22 protein-coding genes and 1 pseudogene are annotated in these 26787 nt (G+C 63.7%); 13 read left to right on the top strand and 10 right to left on the bottom strand.

Going from position 1 to position 26787, the window contains the following annotated elements; translation table 11 throughout:
• Positions 1 to 3: 3 nt before the first annotated feature.
• On the top strand, positions 4 to 1329 hold the full coding sequence (glcF, locus tag RFN28_RS28170; RefSeq protein WP_320290403.1) for a glycolate oxidase subunit GlcF: 1326 nt from the start codon (positions 4 to 6) through the stop codon (positions 1327 to 1329).
• Here glcF and RFN28_RS28165 read toward each other — a convergent pair whose 3' ends face one another.
• Both RFN28_RS28165 and RFN28_RS28160 read right to left on the bottom strand, forming a co-directional pair.
• Entirely contained in the window at positions 1330 to 2250 is a 921-nt protein-coding gene (locus RFN28_RS28165) for a bifunctional 5,10-methylenetetrahydrofolate dehydrogenase/5,10-methenyltetrahydrofolate cyclohydrolase (RefSeq protein WP_320290402.1), read from the bottom strand.
• A gap of 421 nt (positions 2251 to 2671) precedes the next feature.
• Positions 2672 to 3412, bottom strand: coding sequence for a L,D-transpeptidase (locus RFN28_RS28160; RefSeq protein ID WP_320290401.1), 741 nt, complete (start codon positions 3410 to 3412; stop codon positions 2672 to 2674).
• A 211-nt stretch (positions 3413 to 3623) separates the two neighbouring features.
• On the opposite strand from RFN28_RS28160, the gene RFN28_RS28155 reads away from it, so the two are divergent.
• The 5 genes from RFN28_RS28155 to RFN28_RS28135 all read left to right on the top strand — a co-directional run bounded on the left by RFN28_RS28155 (position 3624) and on the right by RFN28_RS28135 (position 9891).
• Positions 3624 to 4262, top strand: a complete 639-nt coding sequence (locus tag RFN28_RS28155; protein WP_320290400.1) for a DNA-3-methyladenine glycosylase I — start codon at positions 3624 to 3626, stop codon at positions 4260 to 4262.
• Between the two features lie 247 nt (positions 4263 to 4509).
• Positions 4510 to 6075, top strand: coding sequence for a histidine--tRNA ligase (gene hisS / locus RFN28_RS28150; protein WP_320290399.1), 1566 nt, complete (start codon positions 4510 to 4512; stop codon positions 6073 to 6075).
• Between the two features lie 168 nt (positions 6076 to 6243).
• On the top strand, positions 6244 to 7365 hold the full coding sequence (locus RFN28_RS28145; RefSeq protein ID WP_320290398.1) for an ATP phosphoribosyltransferase regulatory subunit: 1122 nt from the start codon (positions 6244 to 6246) through the stop codon (positions 7363 to 7365).
• Complete coding sequence (hisG, locus tag RFN28_RS28140; RefSeq protein WP_320290397.1) at positions 7362 to 8054, top strand: ATP phosphoribosyltransferase; 693 nt, start codon at positions 7362 to 7364, stop codon at positions 8052 to 8054. The genes RFN28_RS28145 and hisG overlap by 4 nt, the downstream gene beginning before the upstream one ends.
• 70 nt (positions 8055 to 8124) lie before the next feature.
• Positions 8125 to 9891, top strand: a complete 1767-nt coding sequence (locus RFN28_RS28135; RefSeq protein ID WP_320290396.1) for an AMP-binding protein — start codon at positions 8125 to 8127, stop codon at positions 9889 to 9891.
• 67 nt (positions 9892 to 9958) lie between these two features.
• Here RFN28_RS28135 and RFN28_RS28130 read toward each other — a convergent pair whose 3' ends face one another.
• The gene (locus RFN28_RS28130) at positions 9959 to 11041 is read right to left on the bottom strand and encodes a medium chain dehydrogenase/reductase family protein (protein ID WP_320290395.1); all 1083 of its coding nucleotides are present in this window, start codon (positions 11039 to 11041) and stop codon (positions 9959 to 9961) included.
• Positions 11042 to 11212: 171 nt separating this feature from the next.
• Positions 11213 to 12121, bottom strand: a complete 909-nt coding sequence (locus RFN28_RS28125; protein WP_320290394.1) for a hydrogen peroxide-inducible genes activator — start codon at positions 12119 to 12121, stop codon at positions 11213 to 11215.
• Positions 12122 to 12257: 136 nt separating this feature from the next.
• Between RFN28_RS28125 and katG the strand changes: the two genes are divergently transcribed.
• Positions 12258 to 14459: a catalase/peroxidase HPI gene (gene katG, locus RFN28_RS28120; RefSeq protein ID WP_320290393.1), complete on the top strand. Its 2202-nt coding sequence runs from the start codon at positions 12258 to 12260 to the stop codon at positions 14457 to 14459.
• Between the two features lie 122 nt (positions 14460 to 14581).
• Here the strand turns inward: katG and RFN28_RS28115 are convergent, their stop codons facing one another.
• Positions 14582 to 15259, bottom strand: coding sequence for an MIP family channel protein (locus RFN28_RS28115; protein ID WP_320290392.1), 678 nt, complete (start codon positions 15257 to 15259; stop codon positions 14582 to 14584).
• Between the two features lie 332 nt (positions 15260 to 15591).
• On the opposite strand from RFN28_RS28115, the gene RFN28_RS28110 reads away from it, so the two are divergent.
• The 4 genes from RFN28_RS28110 (at position 15592) to guaA (ending at position 19708) form a co-directional block, all read left to right on the top strand.
• Positions 15592 to 16881: an RsmB/NOP family class I SAM-dependent RNA methyltransferase gene (locus tag RFN28_RS28110; RefSeq protein ID WP_320290391.1), complete on the top strand. Its 1290-nt coding sequence runs from the start codon at positions 15592 to 15594 to the stop codon at positions 16879 to 16881.
• A 96-nt stretch (positions 16882 to 16977) separates the two neighbouring features.
• Positions 16978 to 17436 carry a PaaI family thioesterase gene (locus tag RFN28_RS28105; RefSeq protein ID WP_320290390.1) on the top strand — a complete coding sequence of 153 codons (459 nt, stop codon included), beginning with the start codon at positions 16978 to 16980 and terminating at the stop codon, positions 17434 to 17436.
• 3 nt (positions 17437 to 17439) lie between these two features.
• Positions 17440 to 18078, top strand: coding sequence for a 5'-methylthioadenosine/S-adenosylhomocysteine nucleosidase (locus RFN28_RS28100; RefSeq protein WP_320290389.1), 639 nt, complete (start codon positions 17440 to 17442; stop codon positions 18076 to 18078).
• 73 nt (positions 18079 to 18151) lie between these two features.
• Complete coding sequence (guaA, locus tag RFN28_RS28095; protein ID WP_320290388.1) at positions 18152 to 19708, top strand: glutamine-hydrolyzing GMP synthase; 1557 nt, start codon at positions 18152 to 18154, stop codon at positions 19706 to 19708.
• A gap of 125 nt (positions 19709 to 19833) precedes the next feature.
• Here guaA and RFN28_RS28090 read toward each other — a convergent pair whose 3' ends face one another.
• The gene (locus RFN28_RS28090) at positions 19834 to 20739 is read right to left on the bottom strand and encodes a LysR family transcriptional regulator (protein ID WP_320290387.1); all 906 of its coding nucleotides are present in this window, start codon (positions 20737 to 20739) and stop codon (positions 19834 to 19836) included.
• 112 nt (positions 20740 to 20851) lie between these two features.
• Between RFN28_RS28090 and RFN28_RS28085 the strand changes: the two genes are divergently transcribed.
• Both RFN28_RS28085 and RFN28_RS28080 read left to right on the top strand, forming a co-directional pair.
• Positions 20852 to 21274 carry a DoxX family protein gene (locus RFN28_RS28085; RefSeq protein ID WP_320290386.1) on the top strand — a complete coding sequence of 141 codons (423 nt, stop codon included), beginning with the start codon at positions 20852 to 20854 and terminating at the stop codon, positions 21272 to 21274.
• Positions 21275 to 21316: 42 nt separating this feature from the next.
• Positions 21317 to 22189, top strand: coding sequence for an NmrA family NAD(P)-binding protein (locus tag RFN28_RS28080; protein WP_320290385.1), 873 nt, complete (start codon positions 21317 to 21319; stop codon positions 22187 to 22189).
• A gap of 445 nt (positions 22190 to 22634) precedes the next feature.
• Here RFN28_RS28080 and RFN28_RS28075 read toward each other — a convergent pair whose 3' ends face one another.
• The 4 genes and pseudogenes from RFN28_RS28075 to RFN28_RS28060 form a co-directional block, all read right to left on the bottom strand.
• Positions 22635 to 25082 (bottom strand): DEAD/DEAH box helicase, encoded by a 2448-nt coding sequence (locus tag RFN28_RS28075; protein ID WP_320290384.1) that lies wholly within the window; start codon positions 25080 to 25082, stop codon positions 22635 to 22637.
• A gap of 102 nt (positions 25083 to 25184) precedes the next feature.
• Positions 25185 to 25811 (bottom strand): annotated as a pseudogene (locus RFN28_RS34955) (methyltransferase domain-containing protein).
• A gap of 125 nt (positions 25812 to 25936) precedes the next feature.
• The gene (locus RFN28_RS28065; RefSeq protein ID WP_067327946.1) at positions 25937 to 26254 is read right to left on the bottom strand and encodes a YMGG-like glycine zipper-containing protein; all 318 of its coding nucleotides are present in this window, start codon (positions 26252 to 26254) and stop codon (positions 25937 to 25939) included.
• Between the two features lie 184 nt (positions 26255 to 26438).
• Positions 26439 to 26699, bottom strand: coding sequence for a type II toxin-antitoxin system HicB family antitoxin (locus RFN28_RS28060; RefSeq protein ID WP_320290382.1), 261 nt, complete (start codon positions 26697 to 26699; stop codon positions 26439 to 26441).
• Positions 26700 to 26787: the final 88 nt, after the last annotated feature.

The following is a 26787-nucleotide window of genomic DNA, read 5'->3' as shown; positions in this document are numbered from 1 at the left end:
TGCGTGCAGACCAATTTCTCCCTTGCCCAGCTTGCCGATCCGCATGTCGCGGAATCGGAAAAGATCCTGCGCAAATGCGTGCATTGCGGCTTCTGCACCGCCACCTGTCCGACCTATGTGACATTAGGCAACGAGCTCGATTCACCGCGCGGCCGCATCTATCTCATCAAGGACATGCTGGAGAACGGCCGGCCGGCTGACAAGGAGATCGTCACCCATATCGACCGCTGCCTGTCCTGCCTCGCCTGCATGACGACGTGCCCCTCGGGCGTGAACTACATGCACCTGGTCGATCATGCCCGCGCCCATATCGAGGCGACCTATAAGCGCCCGCCGCTCGACCGGCTGACGCGCGCCATGCTGGCTTTCGTGCTGCCTTACCCGGGCCGTTTCCGTGCTGCGCTGAAACTGGCCGGGCTCGGCAGGCCGTTCATCGGCCTGTTCGAGAAGTTGCCGGCGCTGAAGCCGGTCGCCGCGATGCTCAAGCTTGCGCCCTCATCGATCCCGCCGGCATCGCCGATGGCCACGCCCGGCGTGCATGCCGGCCAGGGCGCGAAACGCGGCCGCGTCGCCATCCTCACCGGCTGCGCGCAGTCGGTGCTCGATCCGGCCATCAACGAGGCGACCATCTCGCTGCTGACAAGGCTCGGCGTCGAGGCCGTGGTGCCGGAGGGCGAAGGCTGCTGCGGCGCGCTCGTCCATCACATGGGCCGCGCGGAAGCAGCGCTTGTATCAGCCAGGCGGAATGTCGACGCCTGGACGCGCGCGATCGAGCAGGGCGGGCTCGACGCCATCATCATCACCGCATCCGGCTGCGGCACGACGATCAAGGACTATGGCTTCATGCTGCGCCTCGATCCGGTTTACGCCGAAAAAGCCGCACGCGTCTCGGCGCTGTCCAAGGACATCACCGAATATCTGGCTGGCCTCGACCTGCCCGAGCCGGTGCGCAAGCCGGGCACGATCGTCGCCTATCATTCGGCCTGCTCGATGCAGCACGGCCAGAAGATCACGCGCCAGCCGAGGGAGCTTCTCACCAAGGCAGGCTTCGTCGTGCGCGAGCCGCGCGAAGGGCATCTTTGCTGCGGTTCGGCCGGCACCTACAACATCCTGCAGTCCGAGATTTCGGCAAGACTGCGCGACCGCAAGGTCAGGAATATCGAGGCGACCGGCGCTTCAGTTGTCGCCACCGGCAATATCGGCTGCATCAGCCAGATCGCGTCCGCAGCGAAGCTGCCCGTGGTGCACACGATAAAACTGCTCGACTGGGCCTATGGCGGCCCGAAGCCGGAAGGTGTGTCCGAAAGCGATTTGATCGCTGCCGAATAGCTATTCCGCCGCGAGTGTGTCCGCCACGCCGAAGGTCGCGCGGTAGAGCGCGCGCTGGCGATTGAGCGCCACCATGGTGTTGCGGAGCAGGATCGCCACCGTGAGCGGGCCGACGCCGCCCGGCACCGGCGTGATCCAGGAGGCGACTTCCTTGACGCTCTCGGTGTCGACGTCGCCGACGATGCGGCTTTCGCCGTCGGGGCCGATCTCCGCATTGATGCCGATGTCGATGACGCAGGCGCCCGGCTTTACCATGTCGGCCTTGATCAGCCGCGGCTTGCCGACGGCGACGAACAGCGCGTCTGCCCGCCGCGCATGTGCCGCCACCGAGCGCGTCATGTGGTGGCACACCGTCACCGTCGCGCCCTCGCTCATCAATAGGAAGGCGATCGGCTTGCCGACGATCTCGGAATGGCCGACCACGACCACCTCGAGCCCTTTGAGATCGAGGCCGGTCTCCTTGAGCAATTCAACGGAAGCGGCTGCCGTGCAGGGCGCGAGATCGAGCTGGTTGTAGACGATGTTGCCGATCGAGGCCGGATGCATGCCCTCGACATCCTTCAGCGGATGCACCGCCGCCTGCAGCGTCTTGATCGGGATATGCGCAGGCACCGGCCGCTGGATAATGATGCCGGTGACGCGCGGGTCGGCATTGAGGCCGTGGATCGCCGCTTCCAGCTCGCCCGCGGTGATGTCGGCGGCAAAGCGCCGTTCCTCGAAGCCGATGCCGGCAAGCTCGGCCTTGGCGCGCTGGTTGCGCACATAGACGTCGACCGCGGCAATATCGCCGACGGTGATCGACACCAGCTTCGGCGGAAAGCCTTCGGCGGTGGCGATGGTGGCGTCCTCGCGCACGGCAGCGATGATGCGCTGGGCGACCGGACCACCCCTGAGATAGCGGCTGTCGTCGGACCGGGACATGGCTGAACCCTCGGTGTTGGGAGATTGTGCGCCGCATTAGCAGAAGACGGCCTGGAAATCAGCACCGAAAACGAAATGCCATGCTTCCGGGGCGACCTGCCGCAGTTGGTGACGATTCGTGTCGCACCCGGGGGACGACCTTGTCGCACCTTGTCGGAAACGAAAAAGGGCAGCGCGGTTGCCCACGCTGCCCTTTCGTGACTGGCCGTATCCCCACACGGCCCGTCCCCCGCTAACTCGGTGTCAATCTAAGCACCTCCCCCAAAAGCGCGCTATGGCTTGAGGGCAACACTACGCCAAAAACGACTCAGTGCTGCCTAAAGCGCGTCGCGATCTTTCAGGTTCGCTCCATGCGCTTTAGGTTTTTGATTTTACGCATGTCTTTATCCCGAAACCGGTTCCCACTTTCGGGAGACATGCTTTAGATCACCTCGACCGTGGCTCCGACATTCACGCGCTCGTAAAGATCGACAACATCTTCGTTGCGCATGCGGATGCAGCCGGAAGACACCGCGCCGCCGATCGTCCAGGGCTGGTTGGTGCCGTGGATGCGGTATTCGGTGGTGCCGAGATAGAGCGCGCGCGCGCCGAGCGGGTTCTCGATGCCGCCGGCAAGATAGGTCGGCAGGTAGCGGCCCTTGGCCGCTTCGCGGGCGATCATCGCCGCCGGCGGGCGCCAGTCCGGCCACACCTTCTTGTCGGTGATCTTGTGCGTGCCCGACCATTCGAAACCGGGCTTGCCGGTGCCGACGCCGTAACGCCGCGCCTTGCCGTTCTTCTCGACCAGATAAAGGAAATTCTGGTGGGTATCGATGACGATGGTGCCTGGCTTCTGGGGGCCGTCATAGGCGACTTCCTGCGGCAGGTAGATCGGGTCGATCTGCGGCCGCATCACCATGCGCCTGGCTGGCTGCTGCACGGCCGCAGTGCGCTGCTGGTCGGGCTGCGCCTGGAAAAGCCGCCGCTGCGGCTGCTGCGTTGGCTGGCGGGCCGGGCGCACGATGCCCGGCGCATGGCCGAGCTGCAGCACCCAGGGTGCGGAGAGATCGGGGCTCACCATCACCGGCGGCCTGTTGGCATAACGGTCATTGGCGAAGGAGGTCGTCGCGCCGGCGGCAAGCACCGCGGCTGCGCCGAGCAGTAAAGAGAACGCAGTCTTCATCGGGAACGCACCTTGATCGTCGAACTCATCCGAAGGTGGGACCCTCGGCGTGGCGATCCTTGGCGCGGAGCGGCAACCGAAACATGAATCGGAATGCGTAAAATGCCGACTTGTCAGTAAACTTTTTGGTGTGGTTACCGGCCGGTTCAGGAATCTGGTAAAGCCACGGTAAAACCGACGCTTGCGCGCATTAACGAACGGATTTCTGGTGATGGGACAAGAAAATGCCGGCCTGCTCGACGGCCCCGACGGTATCGCGCGTTGCTTCTGGCACGGCAACCTGCCCGACTATCTGCACTATCACGACCATGAATGGGGCCGGCCGGTGGCCGACGATCGCCGGCTGTTCGAGAAGATCTGCCTGGAAGGTTTCCAGTCGGGCCTGTCGTGGCTCACCATCCTGCGCAAGCGCGACAATTTCCGCGAGGCCTTCGCTGGCTTCGACTTCGACAAGGTGGCGGCCTTCACCGACCAGGATGTCGAGCGGCTGCTCGGCAATGCCGGCATCATCCGCCATCGCGGCAAGATCGTCTCGACCATCAACAATGCCAGGCGCGCCCGCGAGCTCGCCGACGAGGCCGGCTCGCTTGCCGCATGGTTTTGGAAGTTCGAGCCAGGCCCCGACGAGCGGCCGGTGATCGTCGACCTCGTGCATCTGCGCGCTAATCCGACCACGGCGGTCTCGGTCCGGATATCGAAGGAACTGAAGAAGCGCGGCTGGAGCTTCGTCGGCCCGACCACCGTCTACGCCTTCATGCAGGCGATGGGGCTGGTCAACGACCATCTCGAAGGCTGCGTCTGCCGAGCCGAGGTGGAGAAGGAAAGGGAGAGGTTCAAAAGGCCGAAGTAGAACGCTTTTCCCTTCTCCCCTTGTGGAAGAAGGTGGATCGGCGCGCAGCGCCGAGACGGTTGAGGGGTGTTGGCCGGAGTGCCGTCAGCGCCAAGCTGGAGCCCCCCTCATGCGTCGCCTTCGGCGACACCTTCTCCCACAGGAGAGAAGGGAAGGGGCGCTAACCCTTGCCGCCCAAGGCTGTATCGTCTAGGACACGCCCGCTCGAAATAAGTCAGCGTTTACTTAGTGAAAAAGACCTATCCCCATGGCCGACAAACCGGAAAAGACGAAAGCGCGGCTGCCGCGCGGTTTTGCCGACCGCAGCGCCGAAGACATCCGCGCCGTCGAGAAGATGATGGCGACCATCCGCTCCGTCTATGAGCTTTACGGTTTCGAGCCTGTCGACCAGCCGATGATCGAATACACCGACGCGCTCGGCAAATTCCTGCCCGACCAGGACCGGCCGAATGAGGGCGTGTTCTCCTTCCAGGACGACGACGACCAGTGGCTGTCGCTGCGCTACGACCTGACCGCGCCGACGGCGCGTTTTGTCGCCGAAAACTACGACAAGCTGCCAAAGCCCTATCGCAGCTATCGTTCCGGCTGGGTGTTCCGCAACGAAAAGCCCGGCCCCGGCCGGTTCCGCCAGTTCATGCAGTTCGACGCCGACACGATCGGCACGCCGAACGGTGTTGCGGGGGTGGCTGCGGATGCCGAAATGACGATGATGATGGCCGATGTCATGGAAGCGCTCGGCATCAAGCGCGGCGACTACATCATCCGCGTCAACAACCGTAAGGTGCTCGACGGCGTTCTGGAGGCGATCGGCCTCGGTGGCGACCACAATGCCGGGCGCCGACTGACCGTGCTGCGCGCCATCGACAAGCTGGACAAGATCGGGCCCGAAGGCATCGCGCAATTGCTTGGCGCCGGCCGCAAGGACGAAAGTGGCGACTTCACCAAGGGCGCCGGCCTCGAGCGCAAAGCGATCGAGACGGTTCTCTATTTCATGAATTACGAGCCCGGCGCGGCGGCTGGCGAATGGCGCAAGCTCGAAGCCGCCACCGACATCTCGCCGAACGCGGCCCAGATCCGCTGGCTGAAGACATTGGATTATTTCGCCGACACCGGGCGCGAAGGCGTCGATGAATTGGCGGCGATCGCGGCCATGGTTGATGCCGCCGGCTACAGCGGCCGCGTGCTCATCGACACATCCGTCGTGCGCGGCCTCGAATACTACACCGGTCCGGTCTTCGAGGCCGAGCTGCTGGCCGAGATCCCCAACGAGGACGGCCAGATCGTGCGCTTCGGTTCGGTCGGCGGCGGCGGCCGCTATGACGGGCTGGTCTCGCGCTTCCGCGGCGAACCGGTGCCGGCGACCGGCTTCTCCATCGGCGTCTCCCGGCTGATGACGGCGCTGAAGAACCTGGGCAAGCTCGACACCTCCGATGTCGTCGCCCCAATCGTCGTGCTGGTGATGGACAAGGACATTGAAAGTCTCGGCCGCTACCAGAAGATGGTCGCCGACCTGCGCGCCGCCGGCATCCGTTCCGAAATGTATCTCGGCGGCGCCGGCATGAAGGCGCAGCTGAAATATGCCGACCGCCGCGGCAGCCCGGTCGCGGTCATCCAGGGCGGCGACGAGCGCTCCAAGGGCGAGGTGCAGGTCAAGGACCTGATCGAAGGCGCGCGCCTGTCGGCCGAGATCACCGACAACGTCGAATGGCGCGCCGCGCGCCCGGCGCAGGTGACGGTGGCGGAAGGCGATCTGGTCGCCGAGGTGACGAAGATCCTGGCGGCGCAGGCCGAGGAGCGGGCACGTGGCAAGTAGAGCGCCAACCTCCCCTTCTCCCCTTGTGGGAGAAGGTGGCCGAGCGAAGCTCGGTCGGATGAGGGGTATTCCAGGGAACGTCTCATTCCTTCCAGCACCCCTCATCCGTCTTGACGCCTCGCGCCAATCCACCTTCTCCCACAAGGGGAGAAGGGAAGGGCGTGCCGAATGACCTCCCGCTACCCCGCCATCGCCGCCGGCATCATAAAACTCTTCGCCGAACGCGACACGAACGCCGTCGAAGTCGCCGTGCTGCAGCCGGCCGATCCGTTCCTCGACATGGCCGGCGAGGACCTGCGCCGCCGCATCTTCCTGACCGAAAGCGACACCGGCAAGACGCTGTGCCTGCGGCCCGAATTCACCATTCCGGTCTGCCTCGACCACATCGCCAGCCAGGCCGGCACGCCGCGCCGCTACTCCTATCTCGGCGAGGTGTTCCGCCAGCGCCGCGAGGGCGGCAACGAGTTCTTCCAGGCCGGGATTGAGGATCTCGGCGACCGCGACACGGCGGCGGCCGACGCCCGCTCGCTGGCCGACGCGCATGCGCTGCTCTCGCTGGTGCTGCCGGGCCGGCCGCTCGCCGTGACGCTGGGCGACCAGACGGTGTTCGAGGCGGTGCTGGCGGCGCTCGGCCTGCCGCGCGGCTGGCGCATGCGGCTTGCGCGCGCCTTCGGCTCGGCGCCGATGCTGGAGGCAGCGCTTGCCGACCTCGCCAATCCGCCGCGTAACAGCCAGCTCTCCGGCCCGGTGGCGCTGTTGGTGCTCGACGGCGACGCGGAGGGTCTTGCCGCGCACATCGCCGCCGGCATGGAGGAGGCTGGCCTGTCCGCTTCGTCGGGCCGCGCGCCGGCCGACATAGCGCGGCGGTTGATCGAGAAGGCGCAGCTGCGCAGCGTGCGCCTGTCAGACGAGGCCTTCTCGGCGCTGAAGGGCTTTCTCGATATCGACGTTGCACTCGGTAGCGCAACGCAAGCGCTGGAAAAATTCGCGGCGGACGCCGGCCTGTCGTTGGGCGCCGCGCTCGAAAATTTCGCAGCCCGCGCCAAGGCGATCGAAGCGCATGGCCTGCCGATGGCGGAAATCCGCTACGACGCCGCCTTCGGCCGTCCGCTCGATTACTACACCGGCCTGGTCTTCGAGATCGCGGCCGCCGGCGGCGACCGCCCGCTGGTCGGCGGCGGCCGCTACGACAGGCTGCTGACGCTGCTCGGTGCAAAGAAGCCGATCCCCGGCGTCGGCTTCTCGGTCTGGCTCGATCGCATCGAAGCCTTGCGGGAGGGCGCGAAATGATCACGCTGGCAATCCCATCCAAGGGCCGTCTCAAGGAACAGTCGCTGGAAGTGCTGGCCAAGGCTGGCCTGGCGGTCACCCTGCCGCAGGACGACCGCAAATACCGCGCCCGCATCGACGGCCTCGACAATGTCGAGGTGGCCTTCCTTTCCGCGTCCGAGATCGCCGGCGAAATCGGCCAGGGCACGGTCGATCTCGGCATCACCGGCGAGGACCTGCTGCGCGAGAATCTCGCCGACTGGGAAGCGCGCGCCGAGATCGTCGCCAGCCTCGGCTTCGGCCATGCCGATGTCGTGGTGGCCGTGCCGGACATCTGGCTCGACGTCGAGACCATGACCGACCTCGACGATGTCGCCGCCGATTTCCGCCAGCGCCACGGCAGGCGCTTGCGGATCGCCACCAAATACTGGCGGCTGACGCAGCAGTTCTTCTCGCAAAAGCACGGCATCCAGGTCTACCGCATCGTCGAAAGCCTCGGCGCCACCGAGGGCGCGCCGGCGGCGGGGCTGGCCGATGTCATCGTCGACATCACCACCACCGGCTCGACGCTGCGGGCCAACCACCTGAAGGTGCTGGGCGACGGCACGATCCTGAAGTCGCAGGCCTGTCTCGTCGCTTCGAAGAAGCCGCGTGACGCGGCCGACTCGGCGCTCTTGCGGGACATCGCCGCGAAAGTCCCTTCCCCTTGAGGGGGACCTTTGGCGGATTTCCACCGCCGCCATCGGCTGATAGGCTGACGCATCCCGGGAGGAGACGGCGATGGCGATCAATCTCGACGAGCTCAAGAACGCCACCAATCTGCGCGGGCGCGGAACGCATGGCACCTTCATTGCCCCGATGGACGGCAGGGCGCATGTCTCAGGCGACCGCTCGGTGCCCTTGCTCGACAAGACCATTCCGGAGCTGTTTTCCGACACCGTGAGCAGATACGCCACGCTCGACGCCGCCGTCTTCGTCGGCCAGGACAAGCGCTTCACCTGGAGCGAGTTGTCGGATGCGGTCGATGCGCTGGCCGCCGGCTTCCTGGCGCTCGGCCTGGAGAAGGGCGATCGCGTCGGCATCTGGTCGCCCAACCGCTGGGAATGGGTGGTGACCCAGTTCGCCACCGCGCGCATCGGCCTGATCCTGGTCAACATCAACCCGGCCTATCGGCTGACCGAGCTCGAATATGCGTTGAACAAGGTCGAGTGCAAGGCGCTGGTCACGGCCGTCAGCTTCAAGACCTCCGACTATCTCGGCATGATCGAGACACTGGCGCCGGAGATTGCCACGGCCGAGCCTGGCGCACTCAAGGCGAAGAAGCTGCCGGCGCTGAGGATCGTCATCCGCATGGGCGACGACAATTCGCCTGGCATGTTCAATTTCGGCGACGTGCTCGCCATGGCCGGCCGCGACGAACATGACAGCCTCGATCGCATTTCCGAAAGCCTGAAGCCCGCTGATGCCATCAACATCCAGTTCACCAGCGGGACAACAGGCGCGCCGAAGGGCGCGACACTAACCCACGCGAACATCGTCAACAACGGCAATTTCGTCACTTCGGCGATCAGGCTCACCGTCGACGATCGGCTTTGCATCCCTGTGCCGCTCTACCATTGCTTCGGTATGTCGATGGGGACGATGGGCTGCGTCACCAAAGGTGCGACCATGGTCTTCCCGGGCGAGGGTTTCGATGCCGGCGCGACGCTCAAGGCCGTGGCGCAGGAAGGCTGCACCGGCATCTATGGCGTGCCGACCATGTTCGTGGCCATGTTGGACCACGCCGATTTCTCGACCTTCGATCTTTCCAGCCTGCGCACCGGCATCATGGCCGGCTCGCCATGCCCGATCGAGGTGATGAAGAAGGTGGTGTCGCTGATGAACATGTCTGAGGTGACCATCGCCTACGGCATGACCGAGACCAGCCCGGTCTCCTTCCAGAGCAGCGTCGACGATCCGCTGGAAAAGCGCGTCTCCACCGTCGGCCGCATCCATCCCCATGTCGAGGTCAAGGCCATCGGCGCCGACGGCGCCACTGTCGAAGTCGGCGCCCCGGGCGAGCTCTGCACGCGCGGCTATTCGGTGATGAAGGGCTATTGGGACGACGCCGAGAAGACCCGCGAGGCGGTCGACGCCGACGGCTGGATGCACACCGGCGACCTCGCCACCATCGACGCCGAGGGCTATTGCAACATCGTCGGCCGGGTGAAGGACATGGTCATCCGCGGCGGCGAGAACGTCTATCCGCGCGAGGTCGAGGAATTCCTCTACAGCCATCCCAAGATCAAGGAAGTGCAGGTCTTCGGCATTCCCGACGACAAATATGGCGAGGAGCTCTGCGCATGGATCGTGCTGAAGCCCGGCCAGATCGCGACCGAGCAGGAGATCAAGGCCTTCTGCGCCGGCCAGATCGCTCACTACAAGGTCCCGCGCTACATCCGCTTCCGCACTGAGCTGCCGATGACCGTGACCGGCAAGCCGCAGAAGTTCTTGATGCGCCAGGCGATGGTGGAGGAACTGGGGCTGGTGGCGCAGAAGACGGCGTGAGGGGGGTGTCTGCTTAGAGCCACAGGCCGTCGTTGAAACCATCAAGGCCGAGGCCGGAGGAGGCCCTTCACGTTTCAAAGGCTCTGCTCTTGCTCGGCAATTCCTTTTTGGGAGGCCAGGAGTTACAGATCAGCACGAGCTTGCCCTTGACGCCTCCCTGACCAAGCAGCTCCTGGGCGCGACGAGCGTCGCTCAATGGCATCCGCTCGGCCACCATCGGCATGATCTTTCCGTCGCGAAGCAACTCGAGCAAGGCGCCGAGATCTTCGCGGAACCAAGCGGGCTTCCACCGTTTCAAATATTGTATGCTGTAGGGGAGTATGCGTCGTCGGCCTGGTGAAACGAAAGCGCGGACCGCGTACCACGCAGGTCGCAATATCCCTCGAAGACGATAGCGTAAGCCCCCTGCCAGTTGGCCCTTCTGCAGAAATGAAGTGAAGCCATAGGCTATGACGCGGCCGCCAGGCCTCAGAGCCCGAAACGAACGCCAGACATTGGCTTCGCCGACCCCGTCGAAGACGACATCCACGCCGTCGTTTGTCAGGCGATGGATCTCTTTGACGAAGTCGGCCCGCTCGTAGTCGATCGGGGTGGCCCCGAGAGCAGATACAATCTGATGAGTTGCAAGAGAGGCGGTCCCATACATCTCCAGACCTGCCAGGCGGCCAAGTTGCAGCAGTGCCGTGCCTACTCCGCCGGCCGCGCCATGAATGAGGACCCTTTGACCCGGTGAGGCATGCCCAAGGCGATGCATCATCTGATAGGCCGTAACGTAGTTCAGCACGAGGCTAACTGCCTCGGCGGGATCAACACCAGTTGGAACCGGAGTGAGTTCATCTTCCGGCAGGCAGATGAACTGGGCGTAGCCACCATGAATGGGCAGTGCCGCAACCATTTTACCAACCATCGCATGGGACGCTCCGTCTCCGGCCTTGTCCACGATGCCTACAATGTCCCATCCTGGCGTGAACGGTAGGGTCGTCTTTTCCGGATGAATCCCCTCCCGCATCAATAGCTCTGCGAAGGAGACGCCGGCGGCGATCGTTCGCACCCGCAGCTCACCTGATCCCGGCTGGGGCGCGTCTTCCTCCACGATCTCCAGAACTTCAGGTCCGCCATAGTGGCGAACAACGACGCGCAGAGACTTCATGGCAGGCTCGGTCCAGATTGGACTCCTCCGCTGCGGCAAACTCAGACGAAAAGGTAGCACGCGCTGGTATGAAGCGACTTGCTCCAGATCAACCTCACCGGAAATCGGTCGCCATCCCGAATAGCTGAACCTTGATCGGCGCCGACCTCACGCCCCGGCGGCACCGCCAACTCACACGCCCAGCACCGCCCCATCCAGTCCGCGGATGATCTTTGCCAGTTCCATGCATTCGTCCTGGCGCACCTTGTTTCGCCGCCAGGCCATGCAGATCATGCGCTGCGGCATCGGTTCCTGGAACGGCACGATCTTGAGATCCGGCATGACGCCGGCGGCACTTGCCGCCATCTCCGGCACCAGCGTCACCCCCAGCCCATGCGCCACCATCTGGAGAAGCGTCGTCAGGCTGGTCGCGCCGTAACTTGCCATCGCCACCGGCCGCACATTGCCGCAGACCGCGAGTGCCTGTTCGCGCAGGCAGTGGCCTTCCTCGAGCAGCATCAGCCGCTCCAACGCTGGGCTTTCGGGCGGCACGGGCGGCGAGGCGAAGGCCGGATCGCCGGCGGGCACGGCCAGGAAGAAGCGGTCCGGGAATAGCTCCTCGGTGACGAGCCCGGGATAGTCGAGCGGCAGCGCGGCGATGAAAGCGTCGAGCCGGCCCGAGGCGCTGTCCTCGGCCAGCGATGCCGTCACCGCCTCGCGCAGCTCGAGCTGCAGCACGGGGAAATGCTTTTTCAGTTCCGGCAGGGCCCGCGGCAGGAGATAGGGCGCTACCGTCGGGATGATGCCAAGTCGGAAACGCCCCTCCATGGCAGGGCGGCCGCGCCGGGCCGTCGTCTCCACGTCACGTATGTCGGCGAGGATGCGTTCGATACGCGGCTGCAGGACAAGCGCCTCGTCGGTCATCCGCACCGTCTTGCCGCCGCGTTCGAACAGAAGGCAGCTCAGCCGCTCTTCCATCTCGGCGATCTGCGCGGAGAGCGCCGGCTGGCTGACGCCGGCAAGCTTCGCGGCGCGGCCGAAATGCAGCGTCTGCGCCAGCGCGTCGAAATAAAGCATCTGCCGGACGGTGAGACCGATCATAAGAAAACCCTATCGGAAAAAACAGGAAAGGCAATTTGTCTTTATCGTCAAGCCGTCCTAGGCTGGAATCATTCCAGATTGGCGCGGCCGTGAGCTGCCCCGGAAAAATCAAACCACGGCAAAATCGGAGAGTAAGATGGACGCGAAAACCGACGACAACAGCGCTGGCAAATGCCCCGTGGCGCATGGATCCGCCGGCAGGACCAATCGCGACTGGTGGCCGAACCAGCTCGACCTTGCCGTTCTCCACCAGCAGTCGAACCTCTCGGACCCGATGGGCGAGGACTTCGACTACGCCAGGGAATTCCAGAGCCTCGATCTCGATGCGGTGATCAAGGACCTGCACCATGTCATGACGGATTCGCAGGACTGGTGGCCGGCCGATTTCGGCCATTACGGGCCGCTGTTCATCCGCATGGCCTGGCACAGCGCCGGCACCTATCGCATCGGCGACGGCCGCGGCGGCGCCGGCGCCGGCCAGCAGCGCTTCGCCCCGCTCAACAGCTGGCCGGACAACGCAAATCTCGACAAGGCGCGCCGGCTTCTGTGGCCGGTCAAACAGAAATACGGCCGCAAGATCTCCTGGGCCGACCTGATGATCCTGGCCGGCAACGTCGCGCTGGAATCGATGGGCTTCAAGACCTTCGGCTTCGCCGGCGGCCGCGCCGACGTGTGGGAGCCGGAGCAGGATGTGAACTGGGGCTCCGAGACCAAGTGGCTGGACGATGAGCGCTATTCCGGCGACCGCGAGCTGCAAGGCCATCTCGGCGCGGTGCAGATGGGCCTGATCTACGTCAACCCGGAAGGTCCGAACGGCAATCCGGACCCGATTGCGGCCGCGCGCGACATCCGCGAGACCTTCCGCCGCATGGCGATGAACGATGAGGAGACCGTGGCGCTGATCGCCGGCGGCCACACCTTCGGCAAGACACACGGCGCCGGCGACGCTTCGCTGGTGGGCGCGGAGCCGGAGGCGGCCGGCGTCGAGGCGCAGGGCCTCGGCTGGTCGAGCAAATATGCCACCGGCATTGCCGGCGACGCCATCACCTCGGGCCTCGAGGTCACCTGGACCAAGACGCCGACCAAGTGGAGCAACAATTTCTTCGACAACCTCTTCAACTACGAATGGGAGCTGACGAAGAGCCCGGCGGGCGCCAATCAGTGGACGCCGAAGGGCGGCGCCGGCGCAGGCACGGTGCCGGATGCGCACGACCCGTCCAAGCGCCGTGCGCCGGCCATGCTGACCACCGACCTCTCGCTGCGCTTCGATCCGGCCTACGAGAAGATCGCGCGCCGCTTCCACCAGAATCCGGGTGAGTTCGCCGACGCCTTCGCCCGCGCCTGGTTCAAGCTGACCCATCGCGACATGGGGCCGGTCGCGCGCTATCTCGGCCCTCTCGTGCCGAAGGAGGAGCTGATCTGGCAGGATCCGGTCCCGGCGATCGACCACGAGCTGGTCAGCGAACAGGATATCGCCGAGCTGAAGGCGAAGATCCTGGCCTCAGGCCTTTCGGTGTCCGAGCTGGTCTCGACCGCCTGGGCCTCGGCCTCGACCTTCCGCGGCTCCGACAAGCGCGGCGGCGCCAATGGCGCGCGCATCCGCCTTGAGCCGCAGAAGGACTGGGACGTCAACCAGCCGGCTCAGTTGTCCAAGGTGCTGGCGAAGCTCGAAGCCATCCAGAAGGAGTTCAACGCGGCGCAGGCTGGCGACAAGAAGGTCTCGCTTGCCGACCTCATCGTGCTTGGCGGCGTCGCCGCGGTCGAAAAGGCCGCGAAGGACGGCGGCCATGAGGTGAAGGTGCCCTTCACGCCCGGCCGCATGGATGCCTCGCAGGAGCAGACGGACGTCGAGTCCTTTGCCTCGCTCGAACCGACCGCCGACGGCTTCCGCAACTACGCCAGAGGCAAGCTGCCGATGTCGGTCGAGGCGATGATGGTCGACCGCGCGCAGCTCCTGACCCTGACGGCGCCCGAGATGACAGTGCTGGTCGGCGGCCTGCGCGTGCTCGGCGCCAATCATGGCGGCTCCAAGCATGGCGTCTTCACCGACAGGCCGGGCACGCTGACCAACGACTTCTTCGTCAACCTGCTCAGCATGGGAACGGTCTGGGATCCGGCCGATGGCACCGATCAGGTCTATGAAGGCCGCGACCGCAAGACCAAGGCGGTCAAGTGGACCGGCACCCGCGCCGACCTGATCTTCGGCTCGCACTCGCAGCTGCGCGCGCTGGCCGAGGTCTACGGCTCGGCCGACGCCAGGGCGAAGTTCGTCAAGGACTTCGTCAAGGCATGGACGAAGGTAATGAACCTCGACCGTTTCGAGGTCGCCTCGAAGTAAGGTTTCGTCCTCCCAAGTAAAAAGGCGCGGGCACGACCCGCGCCTTTTCGTTAAGCCGAAGCAATTCCAGGAAAAGTGTACAGCGGTTTTCCGCCCGGGAATTGCTTCAAGAAAACGAAACCTCAATCTTTTTCGAAAACGCCGGCCTTGGCGACGATGCCGGCGACCGCTCCGCCGATCAGCGGCGCGACGATGAAGAGCCAGAGCTGGCCGAGCGCGGCGGCGCCCGAAAACAGCGCTGGGCCGATCGAGCGCGCGGGATTGACCGAGGTGCCGGTCACCGGGATCATGGCGAAGTGAATTGCCGCCAGCGTCAGGCCGATGATCAGGCCGGCGAAGGCGGTGGTGTGCTTGGCGTTGGTGACGCCGAGGATCACGGTGACGAAGGTGAAGGTGCCGATCAGCTCCCACAGAAAGGCCGAGCTTGTGCCCCATTTCGCCGCATCCCAGCCATTGGCGCCGAAGCCGCCGGTGTGGCCGCCGGCCTGGCCGGTGACGATGATCCACAGCGCCAGCGATGCGATGATGGCCCCGATGACCTGCGCGATCCAGTAGGGGACAACATCCTTGGCCGGCATCCGTCCCGCAAGGAACACGCCGAGTGTCACCGCCGGATTGAGATGCGCGCCCGAGATCGGGCCGATCGCATAGGCCGCCGCGATCAGGCCGATGCCGAACGCCAGGCCGATGCCTTCCTGGCCGAGCGGCAGCGCGCCGCCGAAACCGCCCGTGACCACGGAGGCCGTGCCGATGAACACCAACAAAAACGTGCCTAGAACTTCTGCCAGATAAGTCTTCATTGCCCTCTCCTCATAGGGATCCGTCATATCGCGTTTGCCGCGCCGCGAATCACAGGCGAAAGAGTATTCCCGACAACAAAACTTGGAAAGCTAGTGGTTAAGCCAGCAGGATTGCTTGTATGCGCTAGTCAAAACATTAGGGAACTTTCATGTTCCGACTGATTTGTTCTTGTTTTCCGCCGACGGCCGACTGCTGCGAAAAAGCATTCCGTAGGTCGTAGAGAGGATGGCATTGGACAGGGCGTTTTAGCCCCGACGCAACAGAACTGTTTCAATCGGAGCAGGAAAGGCTCTAAGAGCAGGACTGAAAGCAACGATAGACGGAAGCAGGAATGAGATTGGGCGGAAGGCTGGCTGCGGCCATCGAAGTGCTGGAAGACATCGGCCGGCGGCACCGGCCGGTGGCCGATGCCTTGCGCGACTGGGGCCTGTCGCACCGCTTTGCCGGCGGCGGCGACCGGGCGGCGATCGGCAACATCGTCTACGACGCGCTGCGTCGCAAGCGCTCGGCCGGCTGGCTCTTCGGCGAGGACACGCCGCGCGCCATCGGCTTCGGCGCGCTGCTGCTCGAATGGGGCCAGACGGCGCAGTCGCTGAACGATGCGCTTGACGGCGACAAGTTCGCGCCGCCGCTGCTCAGCGCCGCCGAGCTGAAGGCGGCGGCCAACCGCAGGCTTGCCGATGCGCCCGACGCCGTGCGGGCCGATATCCCCGACTGGTGCGCGCCGCTGCTCGAACAGGCCTATGGCGAAGGTTGGGTCGAGGAGGGCGCGGCGCTCGCCATGCGTCCGCCGCTGGACCTCAGGGTCAACACCTTGCTGTCCGACCGCGGCAAGGTGCTGGCCGAACTCCAGGACACGGGTGCAGCGCCTGCCGCGATCGCGCCGCACGGCATCCGCATCCCGCCGATCGACGGCGACGGCAGGCATCCGAACGTGCAGGCCGAGCCCGCCTTCCAGAAAGGCTGGTTCGAGGTGCAGGACGAGGGCTCGCAGCTTGCCGCAGCACTAGCCGGCGCTCTACCCGGCATGCAGGTGCTTGACTATTGCGCCGGCGCCGGCGGCAAGACGCTGGCGCTCTCGGCCGAGATGGACAATCGCGGGCAGCTGTTTGCCCATGACGCGGAGAAGGTGCGGCTGGCGCCGATCTTCGAGCGCATCCGCCGCGCGCACAGCCGCAATGTTCAGGTCGTCAGCAGGCCCGTAGAGCTCGCGCCGCTCACCGCGCACATGGACATCGTGCTGATCGACGCGCCCTGCACCGGCAGCGGCACCTGGCGGCGACGGCCCGACGCCAAATGGCGGTTGACCGAGAGGCAGCTCGACGCCCGCAAAGGCGAGCAGCAGGCGATCCTCGATACGGCTCAGGCCTTCGTGAAGCCCGGCGGGCTGCTCGTCTACATCACCTGTTCGGTCTTCGATGCTGAGAACGGCGAGCAGATCGCGGCTTTCCGCGAGCGCCACGGCAACTTTGCGCCGGTCGACCATCGAGAGCTTTGGAACAGCCATTTCCCCGGCCATGCTGGTGCCGCGCGCATCGCCGACGCCGGCGGCATCTCGCTGTCGCCGGCGCTCAGCGGCACCGACGGGTTCTATTTCCAGGCCTTGCGCAGGGCGGCCTGAGGGCAGCCGCCGCTTTGCTGCGCTGCAACATAAGAGATTGCCTGTCTTGGCTGCCTCTGCAATAAGCTTCGCCAGCAAAAAAGTGAGGCTTAGGCCATGGCAGCCAAGATCGTACCCGCTCCCGACTATGAGGATCGCGTCAGGACTTCCTTTGCCCGCCAGAAAGCCATGGCCACCATCGGCGCGGAGCTGACGCTGGTCACGCCCGGGATCATCGAGATCGAGATGCCTTATGCTCCCGGTCTCACCCAGCAACACGGCTTCCTGCATGCCGGCGTCATCTCGACCGCGCTGGACTCGGCCTGCGGCTATGCCGCATTCTCGCTGATGCCGCAGAATTCCACCGTGCTGACCATCGAATTCAAGGTCAACCTTTTGGCGCCGGGCAGGGGCGAGCGCTTCCTGTTCCGCGGCTCGGTGACCAAGCCCGGCCGCACCATCATCGTTGCCGACGGCCAGGCCTACGCCTTTGCCGCCGACGGCGAGGCCAAGCTGATCGCCACCATGACCGGCACCATGATGACGGTGGTCGGCCGCGACGGCATCGAGGGGTGATTCATGGCAAGCGCTGCGCGGATGGGGGAAAAATCCGTTCTCTTCGTCATGGCCGCCGAGGCCGAATATGGGCCGCACCTCAAAGAGCTGTTCACGCCGCTGATGACCGGCGTCGGTCCCGTCGAGGCCGGCGTGCGGCTGGGCGCGGAGCTTGCGACACTTAAGGCCGAGGACGCGCTGCCCGATCTCGTCGTCTCGCTGGGCTCCGCGGGAAGCCGCATGCTCGAGCAGGCCGAGATCTACCAGGCCGTGTCGGTGAGCTATCGCGACATTGACGCCTCGCCACTCGGCTTCGAGAAGGGCGCGACGCCCTTTCTCGATCTTCCGGTGACGGTGCCGTTGCCCCTCCTCATCCCCGGCATCAAAAGCGCGACGCTGTCCACCGGCGGCGCGATCGTCACGGGTGCCGCCTATGACGCGATCGACGCCGACATGGTCGACATGGAGACCTTTGCCTGCTTGCGCGCCTGCCAGCTGTTCGGCGTGCCGCTGGTCGGCCTGCGCGGCATTTCCGACGGCGCGGCCGATCTCAGGCATGTCGGCGACTGGACCGAATATCTCCACGTCATCGACGAGAAGCTGGCCGCGGCGATAGGTCTGCTCGAGCAGGCGATTGTGTCCGGCGCGATCCGCCTTATTTAAGGGCTTTGGAAGGGACCGAAAGCCGCAGCGCGCAACCATTGCGCCGAATCGGTTCTTTCTTTAAAGGCCCTCCATGACGACACATCCCGACACCGTTCTCATCATCGACTTCGGCAGCCAGGTCACGCAGCTGATTGCGCGGCGCGTGCGCGAGGCCGGGGTCTACTGCGAAATCGTACCGTTCCAGTCCGCCGCAGAGGGCTTCCGCCGCATCCGGCCGAAAGCTGTCATCCTGTCGGGCAGCCCGCATTCCACCGTCGACATCGGCTCGCCCCGTGCGCCCGACGAGGTCTTTTCGTCCGGCATTCCGGTGCTCGGCATCTGCTATGGCGAGCAGACCATGTGCGCCCAGCTCGGCGGCAAGGTCGAGGCCGGCCACCACCGCGAGTTCGGCCGGGCTTTCCTGGAGATCGACGACGACTGTGAGCTGTTCGACGGCATCTGGGCCAAGGGCACGCGTCATCAGGTCTGGATGAGTCATGGCGACCGCGTCACCGCCATTCCGGCGGGGTTCAAGATCGTCGGCACCTCCACCGGCGCGCCCTTTGCCGCGATTGCCGACGAGGCGCGCAAGTTCTATGCGGTGCAGTTCCATCCCGAGGTCGTCCACACCCCGGATGGCGCGAAGCTGCTCAGCAATTTCGTCCACCGGATCGCTGGCCTCAGCCGGGGTTGGACCATGGCCGCTTATCGCGAGCAGGCGGTCGAGGCGATCCGCAAGCAGGTGGGCAAGGGCAAGGTGATCTGCGCGCTGTCGGGCGGCGTTGACTCTTCCGTTGCCGCACTCCTCATCCACGAAGCGGTCGGCGACCAGCTCACCTGCATCCTCGTCGACCATGGCCTGATGCGCAAGGACGAGGCGCAAAGCGTGGTCGCGATGTTCCGCCAGCACTACAATCTGCCGCTGATCTTGGTCGACGCCTCCGACCGCTTCATCTCGGCGCTTGAAGGCGAGGCCGATCCGGAAAAGAAGCGCAAGACCATCGGCCGGCTGTTCATCGAGGTGTTCGAGGAAGAGGCGAAGAAGCTCGGCGGCGCCGATTTCCTGGCCCAAGGCACGCTCTATCCGGATGTCATCGAAAGCGTCTCCTTCTCCGGCGGCCCTTCGGTGACGATCAAGTCGCACCACAATGTTGGCGGCCTGCCCGAGCGCATGAACATGAAGCTGGTCGAGCCGCTGCGCGAATTGTTCAAGGACGAGGTGAGGGCGCTCGGCAAGGAGCTCGGCCTGCCCGAGAGTTTCATCGGCCGCCATCCCTTCCCAGGTCCCGGCCTTGCCATACGCTGCCCGGGCGGCATTACCCGCGAGAAGCTGGAGATCCTGCGCGAGGCCGACGCCATCTATCTCGACGAAATTCGCAAGGCCGGCCTCTACGACGCCATCTGGCAGGCCTTCGCCGTGCTGTTGCCGGTGCAGACCGTCGGCGTGATGGGCGACGGCCGCACCTATGAATTCGTCTGCGCGCTGCGCGCCGTGACCTCGGTCGACGGCATGACGGCCGACTTCTACCACTACGACATGGCCTTCCTCGGCGCCGCCGCCACGCGCATCATCAACGAAGTGAAAGGCATCAACCGCGTTGTCTACGACGTAACGTCCAAGCCGCCTGGGACGATCGAGTGGGAGTGAGAGGGGGATACTGCGGAGTAAGGCAGGATAGCAAAGCGAACTATGTGATGTTGCCGGAGCAATAGTAGTCGATAGTTCTCGCATACCGCGTCCTTTTGGAAAGGCACGGCGGATGAAGCGCTTCGCTATTCTAAATAAGGCGTCAGCACATCTTCGATCCATTTCATGAATGCGCGGACTCGGCGCGACAGATTGCTCCGATGTGCTACGACGAGGGACACGGCGAGCGCCCGGCGACGAAAATCGGGCATGATCTCCACAAGCGCTCCGCTATGTAAGTATGGGCCGATCCCCAAGAGTGGCGCCTGAATCAGGCCAAGGCCGGCGAGGGCAGCGGCTTCATAGGTCTGCGCGCTGTTGACGTGTAGCGCACCTGGCAACTGAAGCGTCGCGTAGGTCTGGCCGTCCGGATATTCCCATCCAATGGGTCTTGCGCCCAGCATCGTCGAAAAATGAATTGTCCGATGTTCCTGACGCTGGAGATCTTCTAGCGATTGAGGAACTCCATAGCGCGCTAGGTAGGCAGGACTGGCGGCGTTGACCATGCGTAACTCGCCCAGTGGGCGGGCAATCAGTGTCTCGTCCCTTATGGGTCCAAGCCGCAATACACAGTCGAACCCCTCTTGAACCAGATCGACTTGCCGATCCGTACTCGACAGCTCCAGCTCCAACTCGGGGTGAGTCGCCATGAAATGCGGCAAGGCCGGCACGATCGTCGTGCGCGCCACTTCGGTCGGAAGATCGACCCGTAAACGCCCGCGAAGTGCCACTCGGTCGCTTGCGAACATTGAGTGCAGGTCATCGACCTCAGCCAGCAGATCGCGTGCGCGGGCGTGAAATGCGCGTCCGTCCTCCGTCAACTGCACGCTGCGCGTCGTCCGGTGCAGGAGTCTGACGCCGACATCTTCTTCCAGCTTCCGGACCGCCGTTGAGGCTCTTCCCTTTTGAATGCCCAGACTATCGGCCGCGCGGGTAAAGCTCCCCATTTCCGCGACCGTCAGGAAAATGAGGATGGGCTCGAGTTTCTGCATTTTCGGGCCTCCACATTGTTCATCTCATTGAGAACAGTTGGTTCATTTCTCAGACATTTATCACATCCGAGAGACACAGTAAGTAGGAGGCCTCGAAGACAGGTGACGCCAAATGTCCGAAACTATGAATCTGCATCAAGCGCCTGAAACCATGACCTTGCATCGTGCCCTGTGGGCCGGCCGGATCATGAGCGCGGCTGTCGTTGTTGCTCTGGTGGCAGACGGCACTATTCAGCTTTTTGCGCCGGCACAGGTCGCCGGCATGCTGCAGGAAACCGGGTTCGCGATCGACCTGACCCGTGTCGTGGGTCCGATCATCCTCGCCTGTGCCATGCTTTACGCCGTCCCGGCCACTGCCGTCCTCGGCGCGATCCTAGTGACGGGCTTTCTGGGCGGCGCCATCTGCGCCCATGTCCGCATCGGTGAATTTGGGTCGCCGCCGGAAATCATTTCCCTGCTTCTGGGCACGCTGACATGGGGCGGCCTCTACGCGCGCGATGCCCGTATCCGGGCCCTTCTGCCTCTCGTCCGTTGAACCAACTGGGCGGCTCTGTCCCTCAAGATTAGGAGAAAACACATGTTTTTAGTAATGGGAATCACAGGAAAGGTGGGCGGCGCAACGGCAGAACATCTGTTGGCGCATGGCAAGAAAGTACGCGCACTGGTTCGCAATCGCGAGAAGGCGTCAAGCTGGGCGAACCAGGGCGTGGAACTGGTTGACGGCGATTGGAATGATTCGGCAGCCATCGAGCAAGCGCTCAAAGGCGTCGAAGGCGCGTTCGTCATGTTGCCGGCCGTCTGGGCTCCCTCGCCCGATTTCAAAGAAGCAAAGGGCGTGATTGCGAACTATGTCGAGGCGCTTACCAAGGCAGCGCCGCTGCGCGCGGTTGCGCTTTCGTCGATGGGTGCGAACAGAACCAGCGGGCTCGGGATGATCACGGCCTTGTCGCTTCTGGAGCAAGGATTTCGCGATTTGACATCCCCAATCGCTTTTGTGCGCGCAGGCGGATTCTTCGAAAACTTCCTCTACGGTTTGCAGGTCGCCCAGGGCGGAACGCTACCGGTCTACTACAATCCGACAAACCGGAAATCGACCATGATCGCGACGAACGACATCGGCGCTAAGGTTGCCGCCCTTTTGACCGGGCCAGCCTGGTCAGGGCAGCGCGTCGTTGAGCTTGGTTCGATGGTCAGCGCGGATGAAGTCGCGGAGCAATTGGGTGAAGTCCTGAATCTCGACGTGAAAGCCTTTGCAGTCCCGCGTGCGGGGTGGGCGGAAGCGTTCGAACAATTCGGTATCCCAAAGGGCCACACCGGACCTGCCGAAGAAATGTTTGAGGCCGTGAATGCAGGATGGATGGACCTCGGAGTCGAGGATGCGGAGCACGTAGCGGGTACGACGTCCGCACGCGATGTATTCCAGGCTGCACAGAACGCCGCAAAGGCGTAAGGCCGGGACGGATCACGCATGAGAGGAACTGCGTGCTGGCAGAGTGTACCTGGCGTATCGTTCGGGCTCTTGCTAGCCGTGACGGTCTTTTTGCCGACGGGCTAATCGCGAAGGCAGAGCTAAAGAATGTCGAAAATCGACCAATCGATGGCGATAGTCGCTGAAACCGAGCAGATTTTGTATCGCCGAAATTCTCCTTTGAATTCAAGAGCGCAAATTTCTGACGGATCGAGGAGACGGTTCGTCATTGTGTGCAGAAAAAATTTGTGCACGGAATTCAACGCGTTACGATCACTTAAAATGATCGAGTAGGAGTGAAGGGGGTAAAATTGTCGGTAAATAGCTTAAATTTGCTGCGGTTATCCAATATTATTCTTCGAAAGCTTCTGAAGACGTCGCTAGAAATTTGAACTCATATTTCAAGAGACTGTAATTCCCGCGCGACTCACGCCGCCATGTCTTGCTCGCCGGCACCGTCGGTTCCGCTCGCGCTGTTGTGTTGGAGGATGCGGGCGCGTGTTTCCGTAAAGCCGATGAGTCCTGATGTCGTGAGCCGTTGCAGCATCTGCCAAGCGGCACGATCGATGATCTCCACTTGTGGCGTCGAAGAGGCAAGCCGCGTCCTCTCAGCGTCAATCAGCGAGGGCTCGGCATCGAGGACGAGGATGAGACGCTGTGCCCGCATCTCCGCATGCACAAGCTTTTCGCCTTGGCGCGCTTTGATCTCCTCGACGAGCGCCTCCTCGGGGGAAAGGGACTTGATCCGGATCTGCTCGCCCCCGCCAAGAACGGCTTGCATGCGCTCGATCAGCGCGGCTCGCCCCGACGGCATGGTGATCTTCGAGAAATCCTCCGCCCCGTCGAGTACACCGTCGGCCAGCATCTGCTTGTGAGACAGAAGGTGTAGGATGGAATGCTCGATGGAATTCTCAGTGACGAAATTGACGACGGTCACCGCTTGTCTCTGGCCCTTGCGCCAGGCGCGCGCGATCCGCTGTTCGAGCTTTGCTGGATTCCAAGGCAGATCGAGATTGACGACCGCACTCGCCATTTGAAGATTGAGACCGGTGGCCCCCGCATCCGAGGAGAGGAACAACCGACATTGAGGGTCTTCGCGAAAGCGGGCGATCTCGGCGCGGCGCCTGAGTTGGGGCACATCGCCCGTGTGCCAGGCACAATCGACGCCCATTTCGCCCGCGAGCTCGCGCACCAGCTCGAGCATTTTCACCCATTCGGAAAAGATGACGATCTTTCGCGCCGGCTCTTCCAGGAGCTCGAGAAGCACGCCCTCGAGCTCTTCGAGCTTCGGGCAGACGCGACAGTCGGGGTCGAGAATGGCCGGCGTGTCGCAGATCATGCGCATGCAGGCGAGATATTGCTGGAGGCGGTCGAACTCTTCCTTGGTGAGCGGGCGGCGCTGCGCCACGGCCGCAAGCCTGCGGGCGAGATATTCGTAATCACCGTAGCGCTGTGCCTGATCTTCCACCATGGGCACGAAGAAGGTCTGCTCAGTGCGGCCCGGCAACTCGTCCTCGACGTCGCGCTTCCTGCGGCGCAGCATGACGCCGGATAGGCGCCGGTGCATCTCCGCAAGATTCTTGTAGCCTTCGGGCCGGCCGTGCGCGTCGAGCGCGTAGAAATCACGGTTGAACCGGAAAAGCGGCCCGAAGAGTTCGGGATCGAGATATTGCACGATGGAATAGGTCTCATCGATCCGGTTCTCCAGAGGCGTCCCGGTGAGAACGAAAGCGTATGAGGAGGCGAGCGATTTCACGCGCCGTGCGGTCTTGGTGTGCCAGTTCTTGATGCGCTGCGCCTCGTCGAGGATGACAACATCAGGCTTGAGCAGACGGTTGATGTCGTCGGCGTCCCGCACCACCTGCTCATAGTTGACCAGGGTGAAGAATGCGGGTGACTGGTAAAGCTTCAACCGCTCCGGATAAAGTCCCGCCACGAAGCGGATATCCCGGTCGGTAAAGCGGGCGATCTGCTCTTCCCATTCTGTCTTCACCGAAGTGGGGGAGACGACGAGCACGCGTTCAATGCCCTTCTCCCGGGCGAGAATCTCGCATGCCGCGATCGCCTGTATGGTCTTGCCGAGCCCCATCTCGTCGGCAAGGAGCGCGCGCTCGTTAAAGGCCAGATGCGCAGCACCCTGCCGCTGATAGGGCAGGAGAGGCACTTTGACCACATCGAAATCGGCGCCCCTGGCCTCTGCCGCGGCGAGAAACTTCGCGTACGCCTGTTCCCGTTGAGTGCGTCGCTGCCCGCGCTCGATCCACGAACCGAAGTGGCGCGATATCCGAATATTGGCCGGCGCGCCCGATGCGGCCTCGAGCAGTCGCGCAACGGCTTCGGGATCGGAGGCGAGCAGGCCGTGCGTGGCAAGGAATGGTTTGAGAAAAGCGCGCATGTCGGCGCTCAGGGTCGCCCCTCCCAGCGCAGGCGCCGGTTCTCCGTCGCGTCGCAGGAAGGCCTCGGCACGTGGCGAACCCTCGGCGGCCGCCGCCATAAAAGCGCGCGCACCCATCTTCTTTTTAAGGGCAAAGAGCACGCCTTCAATGTGCTTGCAGGTTCCGAGACCATTGACCCGATGGTCGATGCAGCCGCAGGAATTGGTCCAGCCGTCGAGATCACGGATCTCGACGTCATAGAGTCCACCGGTGCCCGAGCGCACGCGGAACGTGCCATAGGGTCCGAAACGTGGCTCCAGCGCCTCAACGGCGGCAATCTCCAAGCGTCCGCGCCACTGCCGTATCTGGATCTCATCCGCATCGCTGGTGTGCCAGCCAATCACTTGCGGCTTCTCTAGGACCTTGCCGGCTTTGGTCTTCCGTTTCGCCATGGCCAAATCCGTGCGAATCAACAGCGATTGTGGAGAAGGATGGCTCAAGGTATTCGTCCTGGCGAGGTACGATCGCCTTTCTTGAACAGGTTTGGTTCCTGCGCTCGGACGCTCACGTAGGCTGGTGCGGGCATTTCCGCGACGCGCCAGTTACGATCTCCACCCGCGGCAAGGGGCGCATTCATCGGTACGATCCGCGCCGGCCCACACCATCAGCGGGTATTCCTCGTCATTACTCAGGTCCCGCCATAAGCCGTAGGCCCGCACCGGGCCGCCGATATGCGCCCTGGCCAGGCCTTATTGCCCCAGCCGAAGGCCTGCACATCAGCCTCGGCGAAGCCGCCCTCGACCAGCAACTGCTTCAGACCTGCGGGCGTCCAGCGATTGTAGTCGTGCGGCCGCGCATGCACCCTGAATAAGAAAGGCGTGGCCACCATCGCCCAGCCACCAGGCTTCGTCATGGCATAGATGTTGACGGCCGCCGCGTGCGGACGCTGCACATGCTCCAGCACCTGGTCGGCGATGACGATCGAATATTGCTCGTCCGTGCGATCCTTGCAGATGTCGAAGTCTGGGAGTCCGGGCACATCGCGCGCCAGTAGCGGTTCCAGCCCGGCGAAATCTCGATCACGTCGCGTGCTTTGCGGTTGGCCGCTTCGAGGAAAGCGGTGAAGGCTTCGATCTGGCGGATGCGCAGCCAGTTGCGGCTATCGTAGCCAATCAGGCGCTTTACAGCTTGCTTTCCCCGGGTTTCAGGGCGCCAAGGCTCGTCGTCAATTCGACCTCCTCCGCAAACCCCGCCGCCAACACCTTCTACATCGAGAAGCGTACAAAAGAATGACATTCAGAGGAGAGACGAGCGTCCAAGGCCGCCAGTCTCCCCGCCGGTCAAAGGCTGGCGATCAATAATCGCCGTTGTAGTAGCGGTCGTCGCACGGTGCGGTGTAGATGCGGCCGTAGCGGTCCTGGTAGCGGCAGAGCTGCTCGCCACGGCGCTGCGGGGTGGTGGCGCTGCCGACGACGGCGCCGAGCAGGGCGCCGCTCGCGGCGCCGATTACCGTGCTCTTTGTGTTGCCGCCGATCGCCTGGCCGACCAGCGCGCCGCCGGCGCCGCCGATCAGCGCGCCGGTGGTCGCCCGCTGCTGCCCCTCGGTCTGCGTCTCGCATCCGGCAAGCGCTGCGGTCATCAGCACCGCCACAAAAACCTTCTTGATCATCATCTCCAGAACTCCTTCGAAGCCCCAAAGACCAAAAGAAACAGGGGCGTACCTGGCCGCAGTGGGCTCGCATTGCGGCGGAACGGCGGCACGCTTTCTCACGAAATGAGTCATGGTTTCCCGGCTGTTGAAGACCATGGTGTCCAAAACGGAAAGACCGCACTCACTCCGGTAACGGATCGTCGGGCTATCTGATCCTGAGCGGAACCATGATGGCAGTGAGTTCGCGATGATCCTTGTCGGCTATCGCCTGTTGGCATGAAGCGGGCTCCGGAACAGCATCGCCATCATCGATGAGACCCTCGACATGAAAGGCGAGCGCCTGCTCAGCGAGCTCACGCACCTCGTCGAGGGTTGCACCGGCAGTGACGACGCCCGGAAAGTCGGGAAAAGACACTCCGAAGTCGCTGTCGCCGTTCTTGTGAACCAGCCCGACGTAGTGCCGCATATCCTTTTCCTCTGTGCACTTGGCGCTAGTTTGAGACATCGATAAGACGACAAAAGGCGATGGACAAGGTTGCATCGGTCCGCAACGC

It is taken from the genome of Mesorhizobium album (assembly GCF_033977205.1).
Taxonomy (GTDB): Bacteria; Pseudomonadota; Alphaproteobacteria; order Rhizobiales; family Rhizobiaceae; genus Mesorhizobium; species Mesorhizobium album.
The sequence above is the reverse complement of the archived record's forward strand: the minus strand, read 5'-3'. Positions and strand labels throughout refer to the sequence as shown.